The 15215-nt window shown below is 59.3% G+C and carries 13 protein-coding genes and 2 pseudogenes; 9 read left to right on the top strand and 6 right to left on the bottom strand.

Features of this window, described 5'->3' with window-relative positions; genetic code table 11:
- Positions 1 to 246 precede the first annotated feature (246 nt).
- Together NKJ28_RS23115 and NKJ28_RS23110 are read left to right on the top strand one after the other, a co-directional pair.
- Positions 247 to 2796: a caspase family protein gene (locus NKJ28_RS23115; RefSeq protein WP_352637040.1), complete on the top strand. Its 2550-nt coding sequence runs from the start codon at positions 247 to 249 to the stop codon at positions 2794 to 2796.
- A 14-nt stretch (positions 2797 to 2810) separates the two neighbouring features.
- A complete protein-coding gene (locus NKJ28_RS23110) occupies positions 2811 to 3107 on the top strand; it encodes a hypothetical protein (RefSeq protein WP_352637039.1) in 297 nt (98 codons plus the stop codon).
- 623 nt (positions 3108 to 3730) lie between these two features.
- On the opposite strand, the gene NKJ28_RS23105 is transcribed toward NKJ28_RS23110, so the two are convergent.
- On the bottom strand, positions 3731 to 3934 hold the full coding sequence (locus tag NKJ28_RS23105) for a CsbD family protein (RefSeq protein ID WP_352450279.1): 204 nt from the start codon (positions 3932 to 3934) through the stop codon (positions 3731 to 3733).
- Between the two features lie 469 nt (positions 3935 to 4403).
- Between NKJ28_RS23105 and NKJ28_RS33020 the strand changes: the two genes are divergently transcribed.
- The 3 genes from NKJ28_RS33020 to NKJ28_RS23090 all read left to right on the top strand — a co-directional run bounded on the left by NKJ28_RS33020 (position 4404) and on the right by NKJ28_RS23090 (position 5379).
- The gene (locus NKJ28_RS33020) at positions 4404 to 4514 is read left to right on the top strand and encodes a DUF3606 domain-containing protein (RefSeq protein ID WP_502899098.1); all 111 of its coding nucleotides are present in this window, start codon (positions 4404 to 4406) and stop codon (positions 4512 to 4514) included.
- A 112-nt stretch (positions 4515 to 4626) separates the two neighbouring features.
- Positions 4627 to 5256: an endonuclease/exonuclease/phosphatase family protein gene (locus NKJ28_RS23095; RefSeq protein WP_352637038.1), complete on the top strand. Its 630-nt coding sequence runs from the start codon at positions 4627 to 4629 to the stop codon at positions 5254 to 5256.
- Positions 5257 to 5379 (top strand): hypothetical protein, encoded by a 123-nt coding sequence (locus NKJ28_RS23090; protein ID WP_352637037.1) that lies wholly within the window; start codon positions 5257 to 5259, stop codon positions 5377 to 5379.
- A 161-nt stretch (positions 5380 to 5540) separates the two neighbouring features.
- Here NKJ28_RS23090 and NKJ28_RS23085 read toward each other — a convergent pair whose 3' ends face one another.
- Positions 5541 to 5723 (bottom strand): hypothetical protein, encoded by a 183-nt coding sequence (locus tag NKJ28_RS23085; protein ID WP_352637036.1) that lies wholly within the window; start codon positions 5721 to 5723, stop codon positions 5541 to 5543.
- A 379-nt stretch (positions 5724 to 6102) separates the two neighbouring features.
- Positions 6103 to 6404, bottom strand: a pseudogene (locus tag NKJ28_RS23080) (PilZ domain-containing protein).
- A gap of 1073 nt (positions 6405 to 7477) precedes the next feature.
- Here NKJ28_RS23080 and NKJ28_RS23075 point away from each other — a divergent pair.
- From NKJ28_RS23075 to NKJ28_RS23065, 3 genes and pseudogenes are all read left to right on the top strand, one after another.
- The gene (locus NKJ28_RS23075; protein ID WP_352637035.1) at positions 7478 to 7831 is read left to right on the top strand and encodes a hypothetical protein; all 354 of its coding nucleotides are present in this window, start codon (positions 7478 to 7480) and stop codon (positions 7829 to 7831) included.
- Positions 7832 to 8885: 1054 nt separating this feature from the next.
- Entirely contained in the window at positions 8886 to 9311 is a 426-nt protein-coding gene (locus NKJ28_RS23070) for a YidB family protein (protein ID WP_352637034.1), read from the top strand.
- Positions 9312 to 9689: 378 nt separating this feature from the next.
- Positions 9690 to 10068, top strand: a pseudogene (locus NKJ28_RS23065) (transposase); the annotation flags it as partial.
- A 37-nt stretch (positions 10069 to 10105) separates the two neighbouring features.
- Here the strand turns inward: NKJ28_RS23065 and NKJ28_RS23060 are convergent.
- The 3 genes from NKJ28_RS23060 to eglC all read right to left on the bottom strand — a co-directional run bounded on the left by NKJ28_RS23060 (position 10106) and on the right by eglC (position 14650).
- Complete coding sequence (locus tag NKJ28_RS23060) at positions 10106 to 11416, bottom strand: HlyD family type I secretion periplasmic adaptor subunit (protein WP_352637033.1); 1311 nt, start codon at positions 11414 to 11416, stop codon at positions 10106 to 10108.
- Positions 11416 to 13161: a type I secretion system permease/ATPase gene (locus NKJ28_RS23055; protein ID WP_352637032.1), complete on the bottom strand. Its 1746-nt coding sequence runs from the start codon at positions 13159 to 13161 to the stop codon at positions 11416 to 11418. The genes NKJ28_RS23060 and NKJ28_RS23055 overlap by 1 nt, the downstream gene beginning before the upstream one ends.
- Positions 13162 to 13258: 97 nt before the next feature.
- Positions 13259 to 14650, bottom strand: a complete 1392-nt coding sequence (gene eglC / locus NKJ28_RS23050; protein ID WP_352637031.1) for an endo-1,3-1,4-beta-glycanase EglC — start codon at positions 14648 to 14650, stop codon at positions 13259 to 13261.
- A gap of 336 nt (positions 14651 to 14986) precedes the next feature.
- Between eglC and NKJ28_RS23045 the strand changes: the two genes are divergently transcribed.
- A partial coding sequence (locus NKJ28_RS23045; protein WP_352637030.1) for a PAS domain-containing protein occupies positions 14987 to 15215 on the top strand: 229 nt, incomplete at its 3' end.

The following is a 15215-nucleotide window of genomic DNA, read 5'->3' as shown; positions in this document are numbered from 1 at the left end:
GCCTCCCGCAGTTGCTCCTCCCGATATCAGTGGCGGAATTGGGATTGGCGGTAGCCTGGAGGTGCGACAGACGTTGCAGACACTCGGTCCCTGATGTAATTTAGTATTCGATCAAGTGAGGAATATGCCCGCCGTCGCGACGGCTTTTCTCTCTTTCTGTCTCGGCGGATTGCATGCTCTCTGACGGACCTTGCTAGCACATTCCGTGTTCTTGTGGGCGAGGCAATAGCGTTCAAGGGAATTGCCATGCTCCGACTTTGCGGAATCATCGCAGCCTTCCTCTTCGCGAGCTTCACGACTTTTGACGCTTGCGCCGACCGAAGAGTCGCCTTTGTCATCGGCAACTCGGAGTACCGACAATTCCCCGCACTCAAGAACCCGGCCAAGGATGCCGAGGACGTGTCAAAAACCTTTCGACTGGCAGGGTTCGAGGTCTTCGTCGCAAGCGATCTGACGAAGCTGCAATTCGAGGAGCAGTTCCGCAACTATCTTGCCGCCGCAGACGGCGCAGAACTGGCCGTCGTCTACTACTCCGGCCACGGTTTTCAGATCGGCGGCGAAAATTTTCTGATCCCGGTCGATGCCTCCTTGAAGCAGGCGGCGGACATCGAAGTCCAGGCCATTAAGCTCAACGATGTGCTGGAACAGTTACGCTCGAAATCAAAGATTCAGGTGATCATACTCGATGCCTGCCGCAACAATCCGTTCCCACGCAAGAATTACTGGCTGAGAGACCAGCTCATCACTGCCGGCAATACCGGGCTCGCACAGGTGAGAAGCTCGCTGAACACCTTGATTGCCTTTGCCACCGAACCCGGGGCGGCGGCTTATGACGGCGCCGGCGAACTCAGCCCGTTTTCGGCGGCGTTTTCCCGTCGCGCGCTGGCTCCGAACCAGGAGATCCGCACCGTGATGGCGGCGGTGCGCCGCGATGTGGTCGAGGCCACAAACGGCCTCCAGGTTCCCTGGGAGAACTCATCGCTGATCGACGAAGTCGTCCTGATGCGCCGCAGCAATCGACCATCGCTGCCGCCCGTGCTGGAGAAGGTGGTGCTGTCAGGAGTCGGACCCGTCGACTTGGGCTTGCCTGAACCGGTCGATGTCGATGGTGGCACGATTACCCTGAGCATCGAAAGACCGCCCGCCCTGGGGCGTTTGATGCTGGACGGCAAGGCTGTTGAGTTGGGCGTGCCGATCCAGGGCAAGGATCTGCCGCGTCTGCAGATGGATGTTCCCAAGGGAGTCGCCCCGCAGGAAGAGGTCGACATGCTGGCCTATGCGACGCATGACAACTGGGGCGGCCAGACCCAAGGCATCGTCGTGTTTCGGGTGAAGAGCGGTGAAGGCGCGCAAGGCGAACAGATCATGGCTTCGCTCGAGGCCGAGCAGAAGCAGCAGGTGCTGGAGCGTGGCATTCATATAACCGGTGCGGCCGAAGCGATCGAGAACCGCGACATCGACGTTCCCGTGGGCGTGGGTCCAGTTGCGCTGAATCTGGATTTCCCGACCGATGATCCCGCCGTCAGCCTTAAAGTATCGAGTTATCCGGCAACGGGAACGCTCTCGCTGCCCGATCGAACCCTGTCGCCGCAGTCGAGCCTGATGGCCGGAGAGGTCGACCGGCTGCGCTATGAACCGCAGATCGGCGCGGAAGCCAAGGTCGAGGTCGGCTTCGAAATCCGGGCGGACAGCAGCTCATCAAAGCCCGCCACGATGAAACTGTCGCCGACGATCGATCCGTGCGACACGGCTGCCGGCGAACCTCTCGATCTGCAAGGCGTCAGCCCCGGCCTGCTGCCGAATGAAATTGGCGCTAGCGCGGTTGAGCTTTGCGAGGCCGCGGTAAAGGCTCATCCGGAAGTCCCGCGCTTCCGCTATGAACTGGGGCGGGCGCTGCTTGCGGCAGGCAAGGTCGAAGAAGCCAAGACAGCCGTCGAGGAGGCGGCCAGGAAGGGACATGTACGCGCCGTGTTCGAACTCGGCTACATGTATGCGACCGGAGCCGGCGTGGCCCTGGACCGCACCCAGGCCAATGCCCTCTACGCGGCGGCCGCCGACAAAGGCGATCCCTACGGAATGACGTCGTGGGGTCGCGCCTTGTTCAATGGCTATGGCGTCAAGCCCGACACCGGCAAGGGTTTGGACCTGCTGCTCAAGGCGGCAGCGATGGGGCACACCTATGCCATGAACGATCTGGCCGCGATCTTCACTGAGGGCCGCAACGGCGTAACCGCTGACCCGGCCCGCGCTGTTGCCTTCCTGCAAGCCGGTGTCCAGCGGCAGGACATGTATTCCATGAACCTGCTCGGGCGCAATTACTTGTCCGGGCAGGGCGTGGACAAGGACCCCAAAACGGCGGTAGCGCTATTTCAGAAGGCAATCGATCTCGGTCAGCCGTATGCACCCGGCAGCCTCGCACGCATGTATCGGGATGGTGTCGGTGTGGGACGGAGCCTCGCAGAAGCGCAAAGATTCTTCGAAATTGGGATCGCTCGGGGTGATCCGTCCGCAGCTTACGATCGCGCGGCCCTCGAAATGCAAAAGGGCGACAAGGCCGATCAGGCCCTTGCCGTGCGCTTCCTTGCGCTTGCCGCCGCACTTGACGTGCGCAAGGAACTGCCGGACGCCCAGAGGACGCTGGCAAAGTTCGGACCGAAGCCAAAAACAGCGGCGTTGAAGCAACTGCGACATGAACTGAAATCGAAGCTTCCCGGGTCCGGTTCACAAGACACTCAACTGGTTAACGCGGCCAGACGAGTCTGGGAAGAAGCCAATCCGCGTCGGGACTTATTCTGACCAAGGAGGAGACAATGGCGAGCAGAGTATTGAAACACGCAATACTTGGAACAGCGTTATCCGGCTTCTTGGCGGGCCTCATGGGCTGCACTTCCCTGGTTCCGAGAGTTGAACCGACGCCGCTGGTCGAAACGCCCCAGCCGAAGATTCTCCGCCGGGTGCCTCCGCCGAAGGTCGTCAAGCCTGTTCGCAAACAAAAAACCGCGAAGAAAGTGATTATACCGGTTGAGGACGAGCCTGTTCCTGCGCCTGTCATTCCTTCTGGTGGCGGTGGCGGCGGCGGTGGAAGCGGGGGAGGCGGCTGGGGTTGATCAGGTCAGACTGAAGAATGCATGAGCTTGGCGTCCGATGGCGCTTTCTGATCCTACCAGACTTGCCAGTCGTCATCGACATCCCGCCGAACACGACAAAAGACAGCAGGGAGAACCGGCCTCTGACGGAAATGGGTGAAGTCGTCCTCAGGCCTCGGTCAGGCAGGCGGCGAGGATTCAATAGCTGGCCGCACCATGCCTTCCGGGACGAGGCTGACCCGCTAGCTTTGACGATGAGACGTGACTGCCTTCGTGAGGGAGTCACGCCGTCCGGGCGCAAGATCGTCATGCTGCAATACCGGACCAATGCCGGCGTCCGCCGTAAACCCTCGATCGGGAAGTCCGGTGATTTGACGGTCGAGTAAGCTCGAAAAATCGCCCAGGACTGGCTCCTTCCCTATTCGATCGTGGCGAACTTGAGCTTCGAGGCGAGGTCAGCCACTTCGACGAGAACGCCCGAAAGGGTATTTGGGGAACGCTGCTGGGCACTTACAATCGCAGCGGCCGGGTCAGACCGCTGGCTGTCTCAACACAAGCCGGGTTGACCTTGCAACTGCCAGCGCACCAAGGAGCGCCGTTAAGGGAACAGCACCTCTTCCTGTAGATGACGGCCTGATGCGATCCTACCAGACTTGCCGATCATACCAATCGTCAATATCCTGCCGAACGCGGTCCCTTTCGATACCGTAGCGTTCCTGGATCTTGCCTTCGAGCTGATCGCGATTGCCAGCGATGCGATCAAGATCATCATCGGTAAGTTTGCCCCACTGTTCCTTGATCTTACCCTTGACCTGCTTCCAGTTTCCTTCGACGCGATTCCAGTCCATGACATATCCTCCATTGTTTTACACAAGGCGAAACGGTCGTCCGGCCAGGGAGTTCCGGGAGGAAGATCTCTGATGTTCACGTCTCCAGTTGGGAAGGTGACGACGCCAATCAGGAGATGGTGGGCCTTTGGGGAGGCGTCGACCTCCCCGAGCGGAGCGTGACGTGTTGAGCGAGAGGAGCACGGCTGTCCTGCGCATGATCATCCATGTCGAAATCGCCCACCCAGGCTTCGAGCCGCTAGGCTCGCCCCGCGGTAGCGACGTGCCGGATCCGAATACATGGGCTCATTCGATATCCTGCCTGGGAGCTGGCTCCGTGGCACGCGCGTCGCCACGATTGAACCGGAAGGGTCCGCCGCGTTGTCTGGTGACTGGTACGGCGATTGTTGTAGATAGAAATGGCGAACACTGGCACAACGCGTGGACGCAACCAGGACCAGGCAAGGGTCGCTAGTGGCAAGACCAGGAAATGAAGTATGAGGCGAGCAAAACCGGCGCCAGCAAAGCTGACGTCAAATCGGCGATGAAGTCGGTCGGCAACAGTCGCAAGAAAGTCGACGACAAGCTGGTCAGGAAGTGAGCCTCGGCCGCACAGACGCTGGCGAAGTTGCAATATCAAGAGCTCGAGGTTCAGCGAAGGGGATAGGCCACATTGCCTATGACCGGCTGCCGCGAGGTCCTCATGAGAGGGCATGCATCGCTACCTTCAATGTGAACGGCGTCAACGGCCGACTGCCTGTGCTCCTGAAGTGTTAGGCGAAAGCGACTACGACATCGTTTGCGTGCAGGAATCGAAGACGTCGGAGGACAATTTCCTATCGATGGATCACAGAGGCGGGTTACGGCGCGATCTGGCACGGCCAGAAATCCTACAACGGTGTGGCGATCCTGGCCCGAACGCCGACGCGGCCCTGGCTGGCGGTCCTGACGACACTCAGAGCCGCTATATCGAGGCCGAGGTGGATGGGGTCGTTGTGGGCTGTCTCTATCAGCCCAATGGCAATCCAGCGCCTGGCCCAAAGTTCGACTACAAGCTGCGCTGGTTCGATCGTCTCATCAACTACGGCCAGCACTTGCTCGAAGTTGGGGCACCCAGTGTTCTCTGCGGCGACTATAACGTCGTTCCAACCCAAATCGACGCCGTGGTGCCAAGGCGATGGCTGGGCGATGCGGTCAATTTCCCGGAATGCCGGCAGGCCTATGCTAAAATGCTCGAAGGTGGCTGGGTCGATGGCGTCCGGCGCATCCATCCGGAGAAGGGCATCTACACCTATTGGAATTTCTCCTACTGGGGCGGCTACGATCGGAGTTCGGGCCTGTGAATGGACCATCTCCTTGTGAGCCCCTCGCTTTCCGACCGGCTGCGCAGTGCCGGCGTGGATGTCGACATGCGCGGCTGGGAGAAGCCAAGCGACCATGCGCCGGCCTGGATCGAGCTCAATTGACTGGGAGGAATACAGATGATTAACCGGATTCTCTCGAAATGATGGGCTTGGCGCGCCGTTCCAGACCGGGAAGCTGTTGTCCAGCCGGCGATGTCGCCTGCACGAGCGAACTCGAAGCGGCGTTTGACGAGTATATTGAACCGGGTCGCGTCGGCGCGCAGCTAGGCTGCCTTCTTAAGCTCCGCCACCTGAACGCCCAGCCGGAACGCCTGACCATCTGCAAACGAGCGCGCGTAGCTCTCGGATGTAAAAGGGACGGTGGTCATGGTGCCATTGACCGTCACGCGAACCGACCAGTCTTTGTCTCTGACGATTTCAACGGCATGTCGCTCATGCGGAGCCATGCATTCCTCCCAGAATCTTACGTTGAGGAGGGAGGATAGCGTCGCAACACTCGTTTGCATGCAAATAATCCGACACCGCGATGTCGAAATGTCAAAACGGCGCAGAGCTAGGCGAACTTAAGTCGATGTCGTCGCCTTGAGCTGTTCAAGGTGGTCTCTTGGCGAAATTAAAAAGTGCGGTGGCAGTCTCTTCAGCCGTCCAGCCTTGCTCGATGCAAGAGGACACCAGAGCCGTGAAAGCGGTTTCAAGGACGGCTGCGCAGTTCGCGTCCTGTCCAGGCTGTCCTCGGCAAGAGTGTGCGGTGCAACTTTTGCTGTTTGGGACATGAAAAATAACTGGCGAGTGCCAGAAAAATTCTGACTTTCATCTTGCCGTCGATCAGCCGTAGTGAAGTTTCGGTTTTGGCTCGGTGCCGGTGAATTTGACGCCGATGCGATCGTTGCGGCGCCAGCAAACCTCCGATCGATAGGCAACTCCATCGACCGACACGTAGAGCAAGAAGCGATCAGGAACCCGGGCATCGGGCGCGACCTTCAGCTGAGCGCCCCCTCATGCTGATTGCGCAAGGTGCAGCTGATCTCGGTCCCGGTGATGATCGTCCCGCCCTTTAGCACACGTTGACGGCGCTCGCGCCGATGCTCGTCGGAATTCTCATCAACTGGGTTCGCGGTGTTTGCCATCGACAAAATGTCAGATCAGCTGAATTCGCCCCTAGGTATACCGAACACAGGCGCGCAGCAATGGATGGGTCATGTTGCCCTATTATGTGACATTACAGGGCATGCTCAGGTGAATCTGTCGGGTCGCGCAGAAAAAGGCAATGATCTAGCAAAGGTCCCGCGTTTGCCGCCATGCCGATCAACACGGTTTCCAAGCTTCTGGTCGACGCCGACCTAAATGCTGACCTTCCGGCAGACAGGCCCAGTAGCCGTCGAACTCCACCTCGTGTATCCAGGCGTCGCCCTCGGGCGGCTTCTCGACCAAGGTCGGCATCAAGGCTCAATGAACTCCAGCCGGCTGGTGCCGGCGCCTGCCCACCTACGCAAGGAACCGAGTCTGGATCGTGAGATCCGGCGGCTAGGGCAACGGAACATAATCAGATTACCAAATTAGCAATGATGCATGAGATGGCCTATAACTTGCGCAACCGGCGAACGACCCGATTGCCGCTAGCTTAGTTAGCGCCAGCGGCCGCTGGTCACCGCCCGATTGGCTGCCAGGCCGCTCCTATCAAACCGCTACGCTCGATGGATCGGCTACTCGCGACCATCGAAAGCCACCAACAGGTCAAGGGCCGCAGCGACTTCGAGGATAGCCTCGGTTATATGGTCGTCGCATACTGTCAAATCAGGCGCAGACTGCCGAACGTGGTATAATGCGGCTTTGACCGAGACGGTGTCCCCCCGGTCCGCCCTGTTGAGGATTGCGGCAATCGCCTGTTCTAGAACTGGACCGACCCTTTGGACGATGCTCATCCACCTTCCCCCCCGGGAACGCTAGCGTCAAAAATAACGTGTTCGAGGCCGGAATGCAACCGATGGGCGAAATCGCGACTATTTTTCGGTCTAATCGTTGCGCAAATCTGCAAAGGAGACCGAAGCAAACATGCCGCAGCGGAGCCAAGGGCGATGAATCGTCTCAAAAGGCTCATCGTCGTCAGAGTTCCAAAGGTTGAACTTCATCGGGGAACACTCCTTCTGTCTGTCTGTTGGATTGCCGGGCGCATCCCGCGCAATCAGACAGGAGAAAGAAGATGAAACGCATCCTTTTGGCTTCGGCCGTGCTGGCGGTGTCGACTGGGCTTTCCTTTGCCCAGACGACGAGCGGAACTTCGAGCGGAACCTCGACGAGCGGCACCTCGACCACGACGCCCATGCCCAGTACGACGGATCAGGGCACCGGCACGACGAGCAGCGGGACCAACATGTCCGGCGATCAGGGCACCGACACGACCACCACCAGCGGCACCACGAATCCGAACTCGGCCAGGGACTGCGCGCCCGGCCAGCAGACTGGCAGCGCTCAGCAGGCGGCGCCAGGTCAGCAGGACACGACAGCCAACACCGCCGCGCCGGGCCAGGTGAAAAAGACCGGTGAAGGTTGCTGATTGGCAGTTCCTCTGCCAACCACCTTTGAGCCTCCTCACAGGTTGGTGCCAGAGCGGCTGTAAGACCGGCCTCGCGAAGGTTCACTTCCAGATCGAGCGCGATCATGGGCTCATCCTCAGCGACAAGGACCAGCGGCTTTTTCCTATTCAGCAGCAATTCACGTTTGTTGAACAATTCCGAGCCCGATGAGCCGAGTTAGCCTTTGTGCGGCGCTGGCAGCTCAAGGAACAAGTCGCTTTGCCAATCATCGGGTTCCAAGGGGCCGAACATAAACAGGTTTTCAACATGGGAGAAGACAAGTTCGCTTGCGAGCGACTGAAGGAGGGCAGGTCCAAGTTTTAGCCGATGAACCGGCATTGCGCAGGCACAGGCGCGCGAGCTGACCGAAATGATCGCACCGACTATGCATCATTGCTGCGCGAGGCGTGAATACTGAAGAGCAGCGCGAGCCGGAGGTGAGCGGGCGACATAGAAATTACGAAGGAGCGAGCACCTACGTATCAGTCTCAAGATCGAGAGCACATACACGACCAGAGCAACGGAACCACAGCTGGTTGGCTGTCGAGGGCGGTGTCAGCTTCTTCCTGTTCCTCCCACATTGTGATGCCCACCTGGCTTTCGTGACCGCTATCGTCTAACCCATTTTTCCGTCGGTCTCTCTCTCGAAATCCTTGTCGCCCTATCTGCTCGGATCACTGGATCCGCGAGCAGGCGGCTCGGAAGCCAACCAGGACGATTGTGTCGCCATCGTTCTTGTCCATGGCGCCAACAGTGTTTTCCGCTGCACTTATCTTCCAAGTTTCTAATGCAAGATTTTGAATGAGCGTGTCGCTCACAATCGGTGACGGAATGTAGAAAGGCCGCGCCTCCGGAGAGACGACGCGGGCTGCGAGCTGACTCTGCGGAGGCACGGATGCTGAAGTCTAGCCAGAACGAGCCGAGAAAGCCGCAATCGTCCGGCAAAAAACCGAATTGAATATCGGCCCAGCAGCATAACCATGGAACCTTTCAAAGCCGCATGCCTTGTCCCTTCCTTATAGAAGGAGATGCGAAATGAGCCTTGATATAGGAAAGGTCGCCATAGCGTTGCTTGGCCTGCTTGCCTACAAGAATAGGGACAAGATCGGCGAGTTGATCGCTGGCAGGAAATCGACAGATCCCAACGCTAGCGCTGGCTCCCCTGGCGGCCTCGGCGACATGCTGGACCGTCTCAGAAATGCGGGTGCGGGCGATCAGGTTGATTCGTGGGTAAGTAAAGGATCAAACCGGCCCGTTCAGCGCGATCAGGTTGAGAAAGCAATCGACCCGCAAACATTGAGCGATCTGGCTGAGCAAACCGGATTGTCCCATGAGGAACTTCTCGACCGGCTCACAAGAGAATTGCCCGACGCGGTGGACAAGCTTACGCCCCACGGCCAGATGCCCGCGGGCAACGGTCCAGATCTCTTGGACGAGGTACCAGGAGCTGGCCGTACTTAGCGCCATCTGCGACAAAGCAGGCTGAAACTAGGAGACGCCGGCTTCGGGGCCACCGACCTGGCAGCAATCGTGTGAGCGGGAAGTTGCTGGCCTTCACCGCGGGTTCCAAGGCCTATCGCAAAAAGTCCCGCCGTACATGCCAGGACGGCGGGACCGATCGGAGCGCCTTTGCACCGGGCATGGGGGATGCGGGGGCGGGCTTGCCCGGTGCGCGCGTACCGTCCAGGAATCTTAGGCTCTCACCGGCAGTGCGTCTATCAACCGACGGTTGGAGCGACAACGAAGAAGATGTCGATAGCCGTTCGTCATCATCCGGCGCGCGCGCGCAAGATCGGCCCGACGTGGCGCGTCGGCGGGCGCAGTGGACCGGGTCGCCGCCCCATGCTCTTCGACGGGCCGATCAATGGTTTCCGGCTGTATGTCGAGAAGGTGCTCTTGCCCACCCTCAAGCCGGGCGACATCGCCGTCAACGACAATTCTTCACACGAGGACATGAGGGGCAAGGCCGTCCGGCACGCCCTCGGCAAAGCCGGCGCCAAGCTCTTCTTCCTGCCGGAAATACTCGCCAGACCTGAATCCGATCGAGATGCTCTTTGCCAAGCTCAAGCACCTGCTGAGAAAGGCCGCCAGATACACCACCGACGCCGTCTGCAGCGCCATTGGCGAAATCCACAATGCTCTCAGATCAAAGGAATGCGCCAACTATTTCACCGAGGCCGAGTATGCCCCAACTTGGAATCATCATGCTCTAAACTAAGCACGGTATGGGTGATGGCCGAGTCAAGCACGCGAACTCAGTCCTCCCTGAATGCCCGACGGATTTGATCGTCCAAAGGTTTTACGAGGTAAGACAGCATTGTGCGGCTGCCGGTCGAGAAGAACACCTCGACAGGCATACCGGGCGACAAGGTCAGACCCTTCAGCCTCGTAAGCTCTGCACGTGGCAGGCTGACACGCACAGTATAGAAGCTCGCGCCGTTTCGCTCATCGATGCTGAGATCGGGGGAGATCTCACTGACGACACCATTCAGCTCTGGCGTTGTCCGCTGGTTGAAGGCCGAAAGTCGCAACGTTGCGCTCTGCCTTGGCATCAGCTGATCGATGTCTTGCGGTACCACACGCGCCTCGACCGTCAGATCGTCTGTCACAGGGACAATCTGCATGATGAGCTCTCCCGCGGATATGACGCCGCCGACCGTATGCACGCCGAGCTGATGGACGACGCCAGTTTGCGGGCTGCGTATATCGATACGCTTGAGCTGGTCTTCGGCCGAGACCTTTTGCTCGACCAACTCGGCGAGCTTTGCCTGGACGTCACGGAGCTCGGTTGCCACCTCGCTGCGCAAATCCTGGCCGATCTGAATGATCTGCAAGCGGATTTCGGATGTATGGCCCTTCGATTGCGCGATTGCCGCAGTCAGCTTCCCATGTTCGCCTTCAAGCCGGACTGCGTCACGCTCAAGTGTCGTTATGCGATCGATTGAAACCAGCTTGCGTTCCCAGAGCTTGCGCATGCCGTCGAGCTCAAGCCCGATCAATTTGATTTCCCGCGTTTTAGCATCCCTTTGCTCGGTCAAGCCGGCGACTTCTTCGGTGAGCTGAGCAATGCGCTCTCTCAACTGAGCCTTCTGGCCAGCGCGTGCCTGGCGACGAAATTCGAACAAGGACTGCTCGCCGGCCATCGCACGCCGGATCTCAGGATCGTCCTGCCGCGACGTCAGCGAAGATGGGAAGGCGATGGTGTCAGTGCCATCCCGCTCGGCTTCGAGGCGGGCCAGACGGGCCTCGAATTCGTCCAAGCTCTTGGTGACCATGGCTAAATCGGCCCGGGTCACGGTTTCATCGAGACGGATCAAAACCTGGCCCGCCTTCACGGCGTCGCCTTCTCGCACGAGGATCTGACCGACCACGCCACCCGTTGGATGCTGCACCTTTTTAACGCTGGAATCGACGACCAGCCTTCCCGAAGCAATGACGGCTCCAGAAAGCTCCGTGACCGCGGCCAGGCTTCCCGCCCCACCAACCAGGAGCATGCAGACCGCGAGGCCGCCGAACAGATAGCGTCGAATGGTCCGGTCGATCGCCGATGCCGCGTGTTGCGTCATCAGTGTGTCGCCTCCTCAGGGCCGGAGACGACCTTCAGGGGAACGCCGCCCGAACGGGTTACCTTGCTCAAGACCTCATTCTTGGGGCCAAACGCCTGGACACGGCCGTTAGACATGACGAGTACCTGATCCAGGCTTGCAAGCGCGCTCGGCCGATGGGCGACCACGACAGCAATGCCGCCTCGCGCCCGCACGCCCTCAATTGCAGCCGCCAGCGCGGCCTCCCCTTCGGAATCGAGGTTGGAATTGGGCTCGTCCAAGATAACGAGGAACGGATCGCCATAGAGTGCCCGTGCGAGCGCAACCCGCTGTCGCTGGCCCGCCGAAAGCGCCGACCCGGCCTCGCCGATCCGCGTTTCGTAGCCTTCCGGCAGATGGACGACAAGGTCATGAACGCCGGCCGCGCGCGCAGCCGCCAGTATCTTGTGCGAAGAGGCTTGAGGTTCGAAGCGTGCGATGTTCTCGGCAATGGTGCCATCGAACAGTTGCATATCCTGCGGCAGATAGCCGACATGGTTGCCCAGTTCTTGTGGCGACCACTGGTCGAGCGTTGCTCCGTCCAGCCTGACGGTCCCGCGGGCTGGGAGCCATATCCCGGCTATTGCTCGGACAAGCGATGATTTTCCAGACGCGCTCGGTCCGACGATGCCAAGCCCGGCACCCCTTTCTAGCGCGAACCCGACATCCTGCACAACCACACGACGCTCGCCGGGTGGCGTGACGCAGATGCTTTCTACCGCAAGAGAAGATACAGGTGCAGACAGCGAGACACTCGTGGCAGTTTCAGGAAGCAGGGCCAAAAGCTGGCTCAGCCGGGTCCATGCCTGGCGAGCACTGACGAAACCCTTCCAGTGGGCGATAGCCAGTTCGACCGGTGCGAGCGCCCGGCTCATCATAATCGAACTGGCGATCATAATACCGGCTGTCGCTTCTTGATGAATGACCAGATAGGCGCCGATCGCCAGTATACCCGACTGCAGCATCATGCGCAGGATCTTCGAGATCGTGCCGAGCGTCCCAGCTAGGTCGCTGGCTCTTGCGTTCGTGTTGAGAAAGTCGGCGTTGACGCTTGACCAGCGCTCGGCGATGCGCGCGCCAAAGCCCATCGCCTGCAGAGCCTCTGCATTGCGACGCGTCGCCTCCGCAAGCGTATTGCGCGCTGCCGCCTGGCTGTTTGCCCTCTTCGCAGGCTCCCTGGTGCGAACTTCTGCAAGCCCAGTCAGGCTAGAGAGAATGATGGCGCCTGCCAGCGCCGTCATGCCGATCCAGAGATGGAACAGGAAGCATATTGCCAGATACAGCGGCATCCAGGGCAGGTCGAAAAGCGCGGTCGGACCAGTGCTCGACAGAAACGAACGCACCTGGTCAAGATCCCGCAACGACTGAAGGCCGTCGCCTGGGAGCTTGGTGCGCAAGGGCAAACGCATAAGGGCGGTATAGACTTGCCCGCTCAATCGCGCATCCAAAGCCATCCCGATGCGCACAAGCAACCGCGACCGGATAAGCTCAAGAACGCCTTGGAAAATGAACAGCATGCCGGCAAATACGGCAAGCCCGACAAGCGTCGGCACACTGCGGCCGGGTACGACCCGATCATAGACCTGCAGCATGAAGAACGAGCCGGTCAGCGCCAGAACATTGACGACGCCGCTCATCAGGGCAATTCCAGCGAACGCGCGGCGGAAAGAAGCCAAAACCGCAGCGAGGGTTGTTCGTGGCGGCTCGGACGAATGGGAATGCGACATCGCCTTCACATCGGTTCCAGTTCGGTCCCCGGCGCAAGCATCGTGCCCGCAATCAGGCTCGGTGTCTCCATACCGCAGCCACCGTCAGGTGTTGCGCCTAGATATGCCAATCGTTCAGCGCGTACGCGTGGATGTAGTCGATCTGCATTTCCGCAGGTGTCGCAAGCCCGTCGGCGGGCGCTCCCGCCAGGCCACCAACCGCCAGATCGACCAGCATATACATGGGGTCGTGCATATCGGAAGGCGTTGCGGCACGAGCAACTTCGACGTCGTCGAAATACCAGACGAGTTCGTCTTTTGTCCACAGCACTCCGTAAGTGTGGAACCCTTCGGTATCGGCGGCATAGGCCGTCGAGGACACTGTCGTATGAATTCCCGTCTCGTTGGAGTGGCTTGTCAGAATGAGCTTGTTTGGATCCTGACCGAGCATTTCCACGACGTCCAGTTCCGGTGGCCAGGAGCCGTCAGCCGGGAGAAGCCAGAAGGCCGGCCATAGACCTTGCTTTTCGGGCATGTCAGCCCGAATTTCGAAATAGCCGTAGGTTTGTGCGAAGGACTCATAGGTCGTCAGCAAACCTGACGTGTATTTGTAATCGTTTATGTAGGGCTGGATTGCCGCGGGAGCCTGGGCGGCGGTAATCGTGAGAACACCGTCCTCAACACTGAACGGGTTGACCGAACTCGTCGGGGCGTAGTTGGTGTCGATATACCATTGAAGCTCCTTGTTGCTCGTGAGCGAGCTGCCGTTCGCGGCACCCCACCAGAAGTTCGAGTCCCAGGTGCCGCTCGAGCCATTCCACAGATTGAGCGTGTTGAACTCGTCCGAGAAGGTGAGTTCCAGATGCGACCTGTCCAGGGCCAGATCGAACTGGCCTGGGGTGAACTGGTCGACGGTCTTGTTGGCAAAAACGAGAAATTCGTCATCGGACAGATTAAGTTGGACGTTCGCTCCCGACTGAACCATGTTGGCGTGCACATCCTCGAAGGAGGTGAAGCCGAAGCTCCCGACGCGCGCGGTATCATCGGCGCCAAAGTCGAGGATCAGGTCACTGCCGTTGCCGGGGGTCACCACGAAAATGTCCGCACCGGATCCGCCCTTGAGAACGTCATCGCCCTGCAAACCGTCGAGCGTCTGTTGGCCGGAGCCGCCGGTAATGATGTTGTTTAGCTCGTTTCCGAAAGCATAGTGTTTGTCGCCGGTGACCGTCAGGTTCTCGAAATTCACTGGGAGCTTGTAACTCATCCAGGTCGATATGGTGTCGACACCCTCGTTGGGCAGCTCGACCGCTTTGTTTTTGGATGAATACAGATAATAGATGTCATCGCCCTTGCCGCCGTACATCGTGACGGTGACGCTACCGTCGGCGTACATCGAGTCGTTGTAGATGCTGCCATAAAGTGTCGGGCCGGAATTCGTCGCCGAATACCACTTTACGGAGGATCCGCTGTAGGGGAGTGGAACACCCTTGGCGTTCAGTACGTTGGCCATTTTGGTCCTTTCTCCTCTTGCTCGCCTCGATATCGGGCCTAACACCTATTGAGAGCAAAGGAGCCATTACCATTTAGCCTTCGAGTTTGGAGGGTTACCAAAAGCTTAATATTCAGCGGAGCCACTTGCCGCGGGGGCCGCCTCACCCCTTCAAGGGCACAAGGCGTGGCACCCGGCGCTTGCCGCTCTGCTTCGGCCGGTCGCAATCTTAGACGTACGGCCGTTGCGCACGACGCAAGCTTGTTGTCAGGTGCATGACGCGGTGCGTCAAATGCAGCTTTGGCGATGGCGGGCGCGCTGCATTGTTGATATTGTCCGCACGGAACAGGCGCGCAAATGACACCGGATTCAGAAAAGGCCGAGGCGGTCGAGCAGTTGCTTGATACACCTGACCTTGCAACCGCACTGGAAAGCGAACAGTTCAAAAAATTCCTTGACCAGGTGCCGATCGCCATTGCCGTTGCGAACCTGGCCGCTGAGGAGCGCGTAGTCTACGCCAACCCGGAATTCGAGAAACTGTCAGGCCTGACGGCCGCCAGGCTCACACGAGCAAACTGGGCAGCCC

This window comes from Mesorhizobium sp. M0145, assembly GCF_040322355.1.
Taxonomy (GTDB): domain Bacteria; phylum Pseudomonadota; class Alphaproteobacteria; order Rhizobiales; family Rhizobiaceae; genus Mesorhizobium.
Note: the sequence above shows the minus strand (reverse complement) of the source record. Positions and strands in the feature narration are given on the sequence as shown.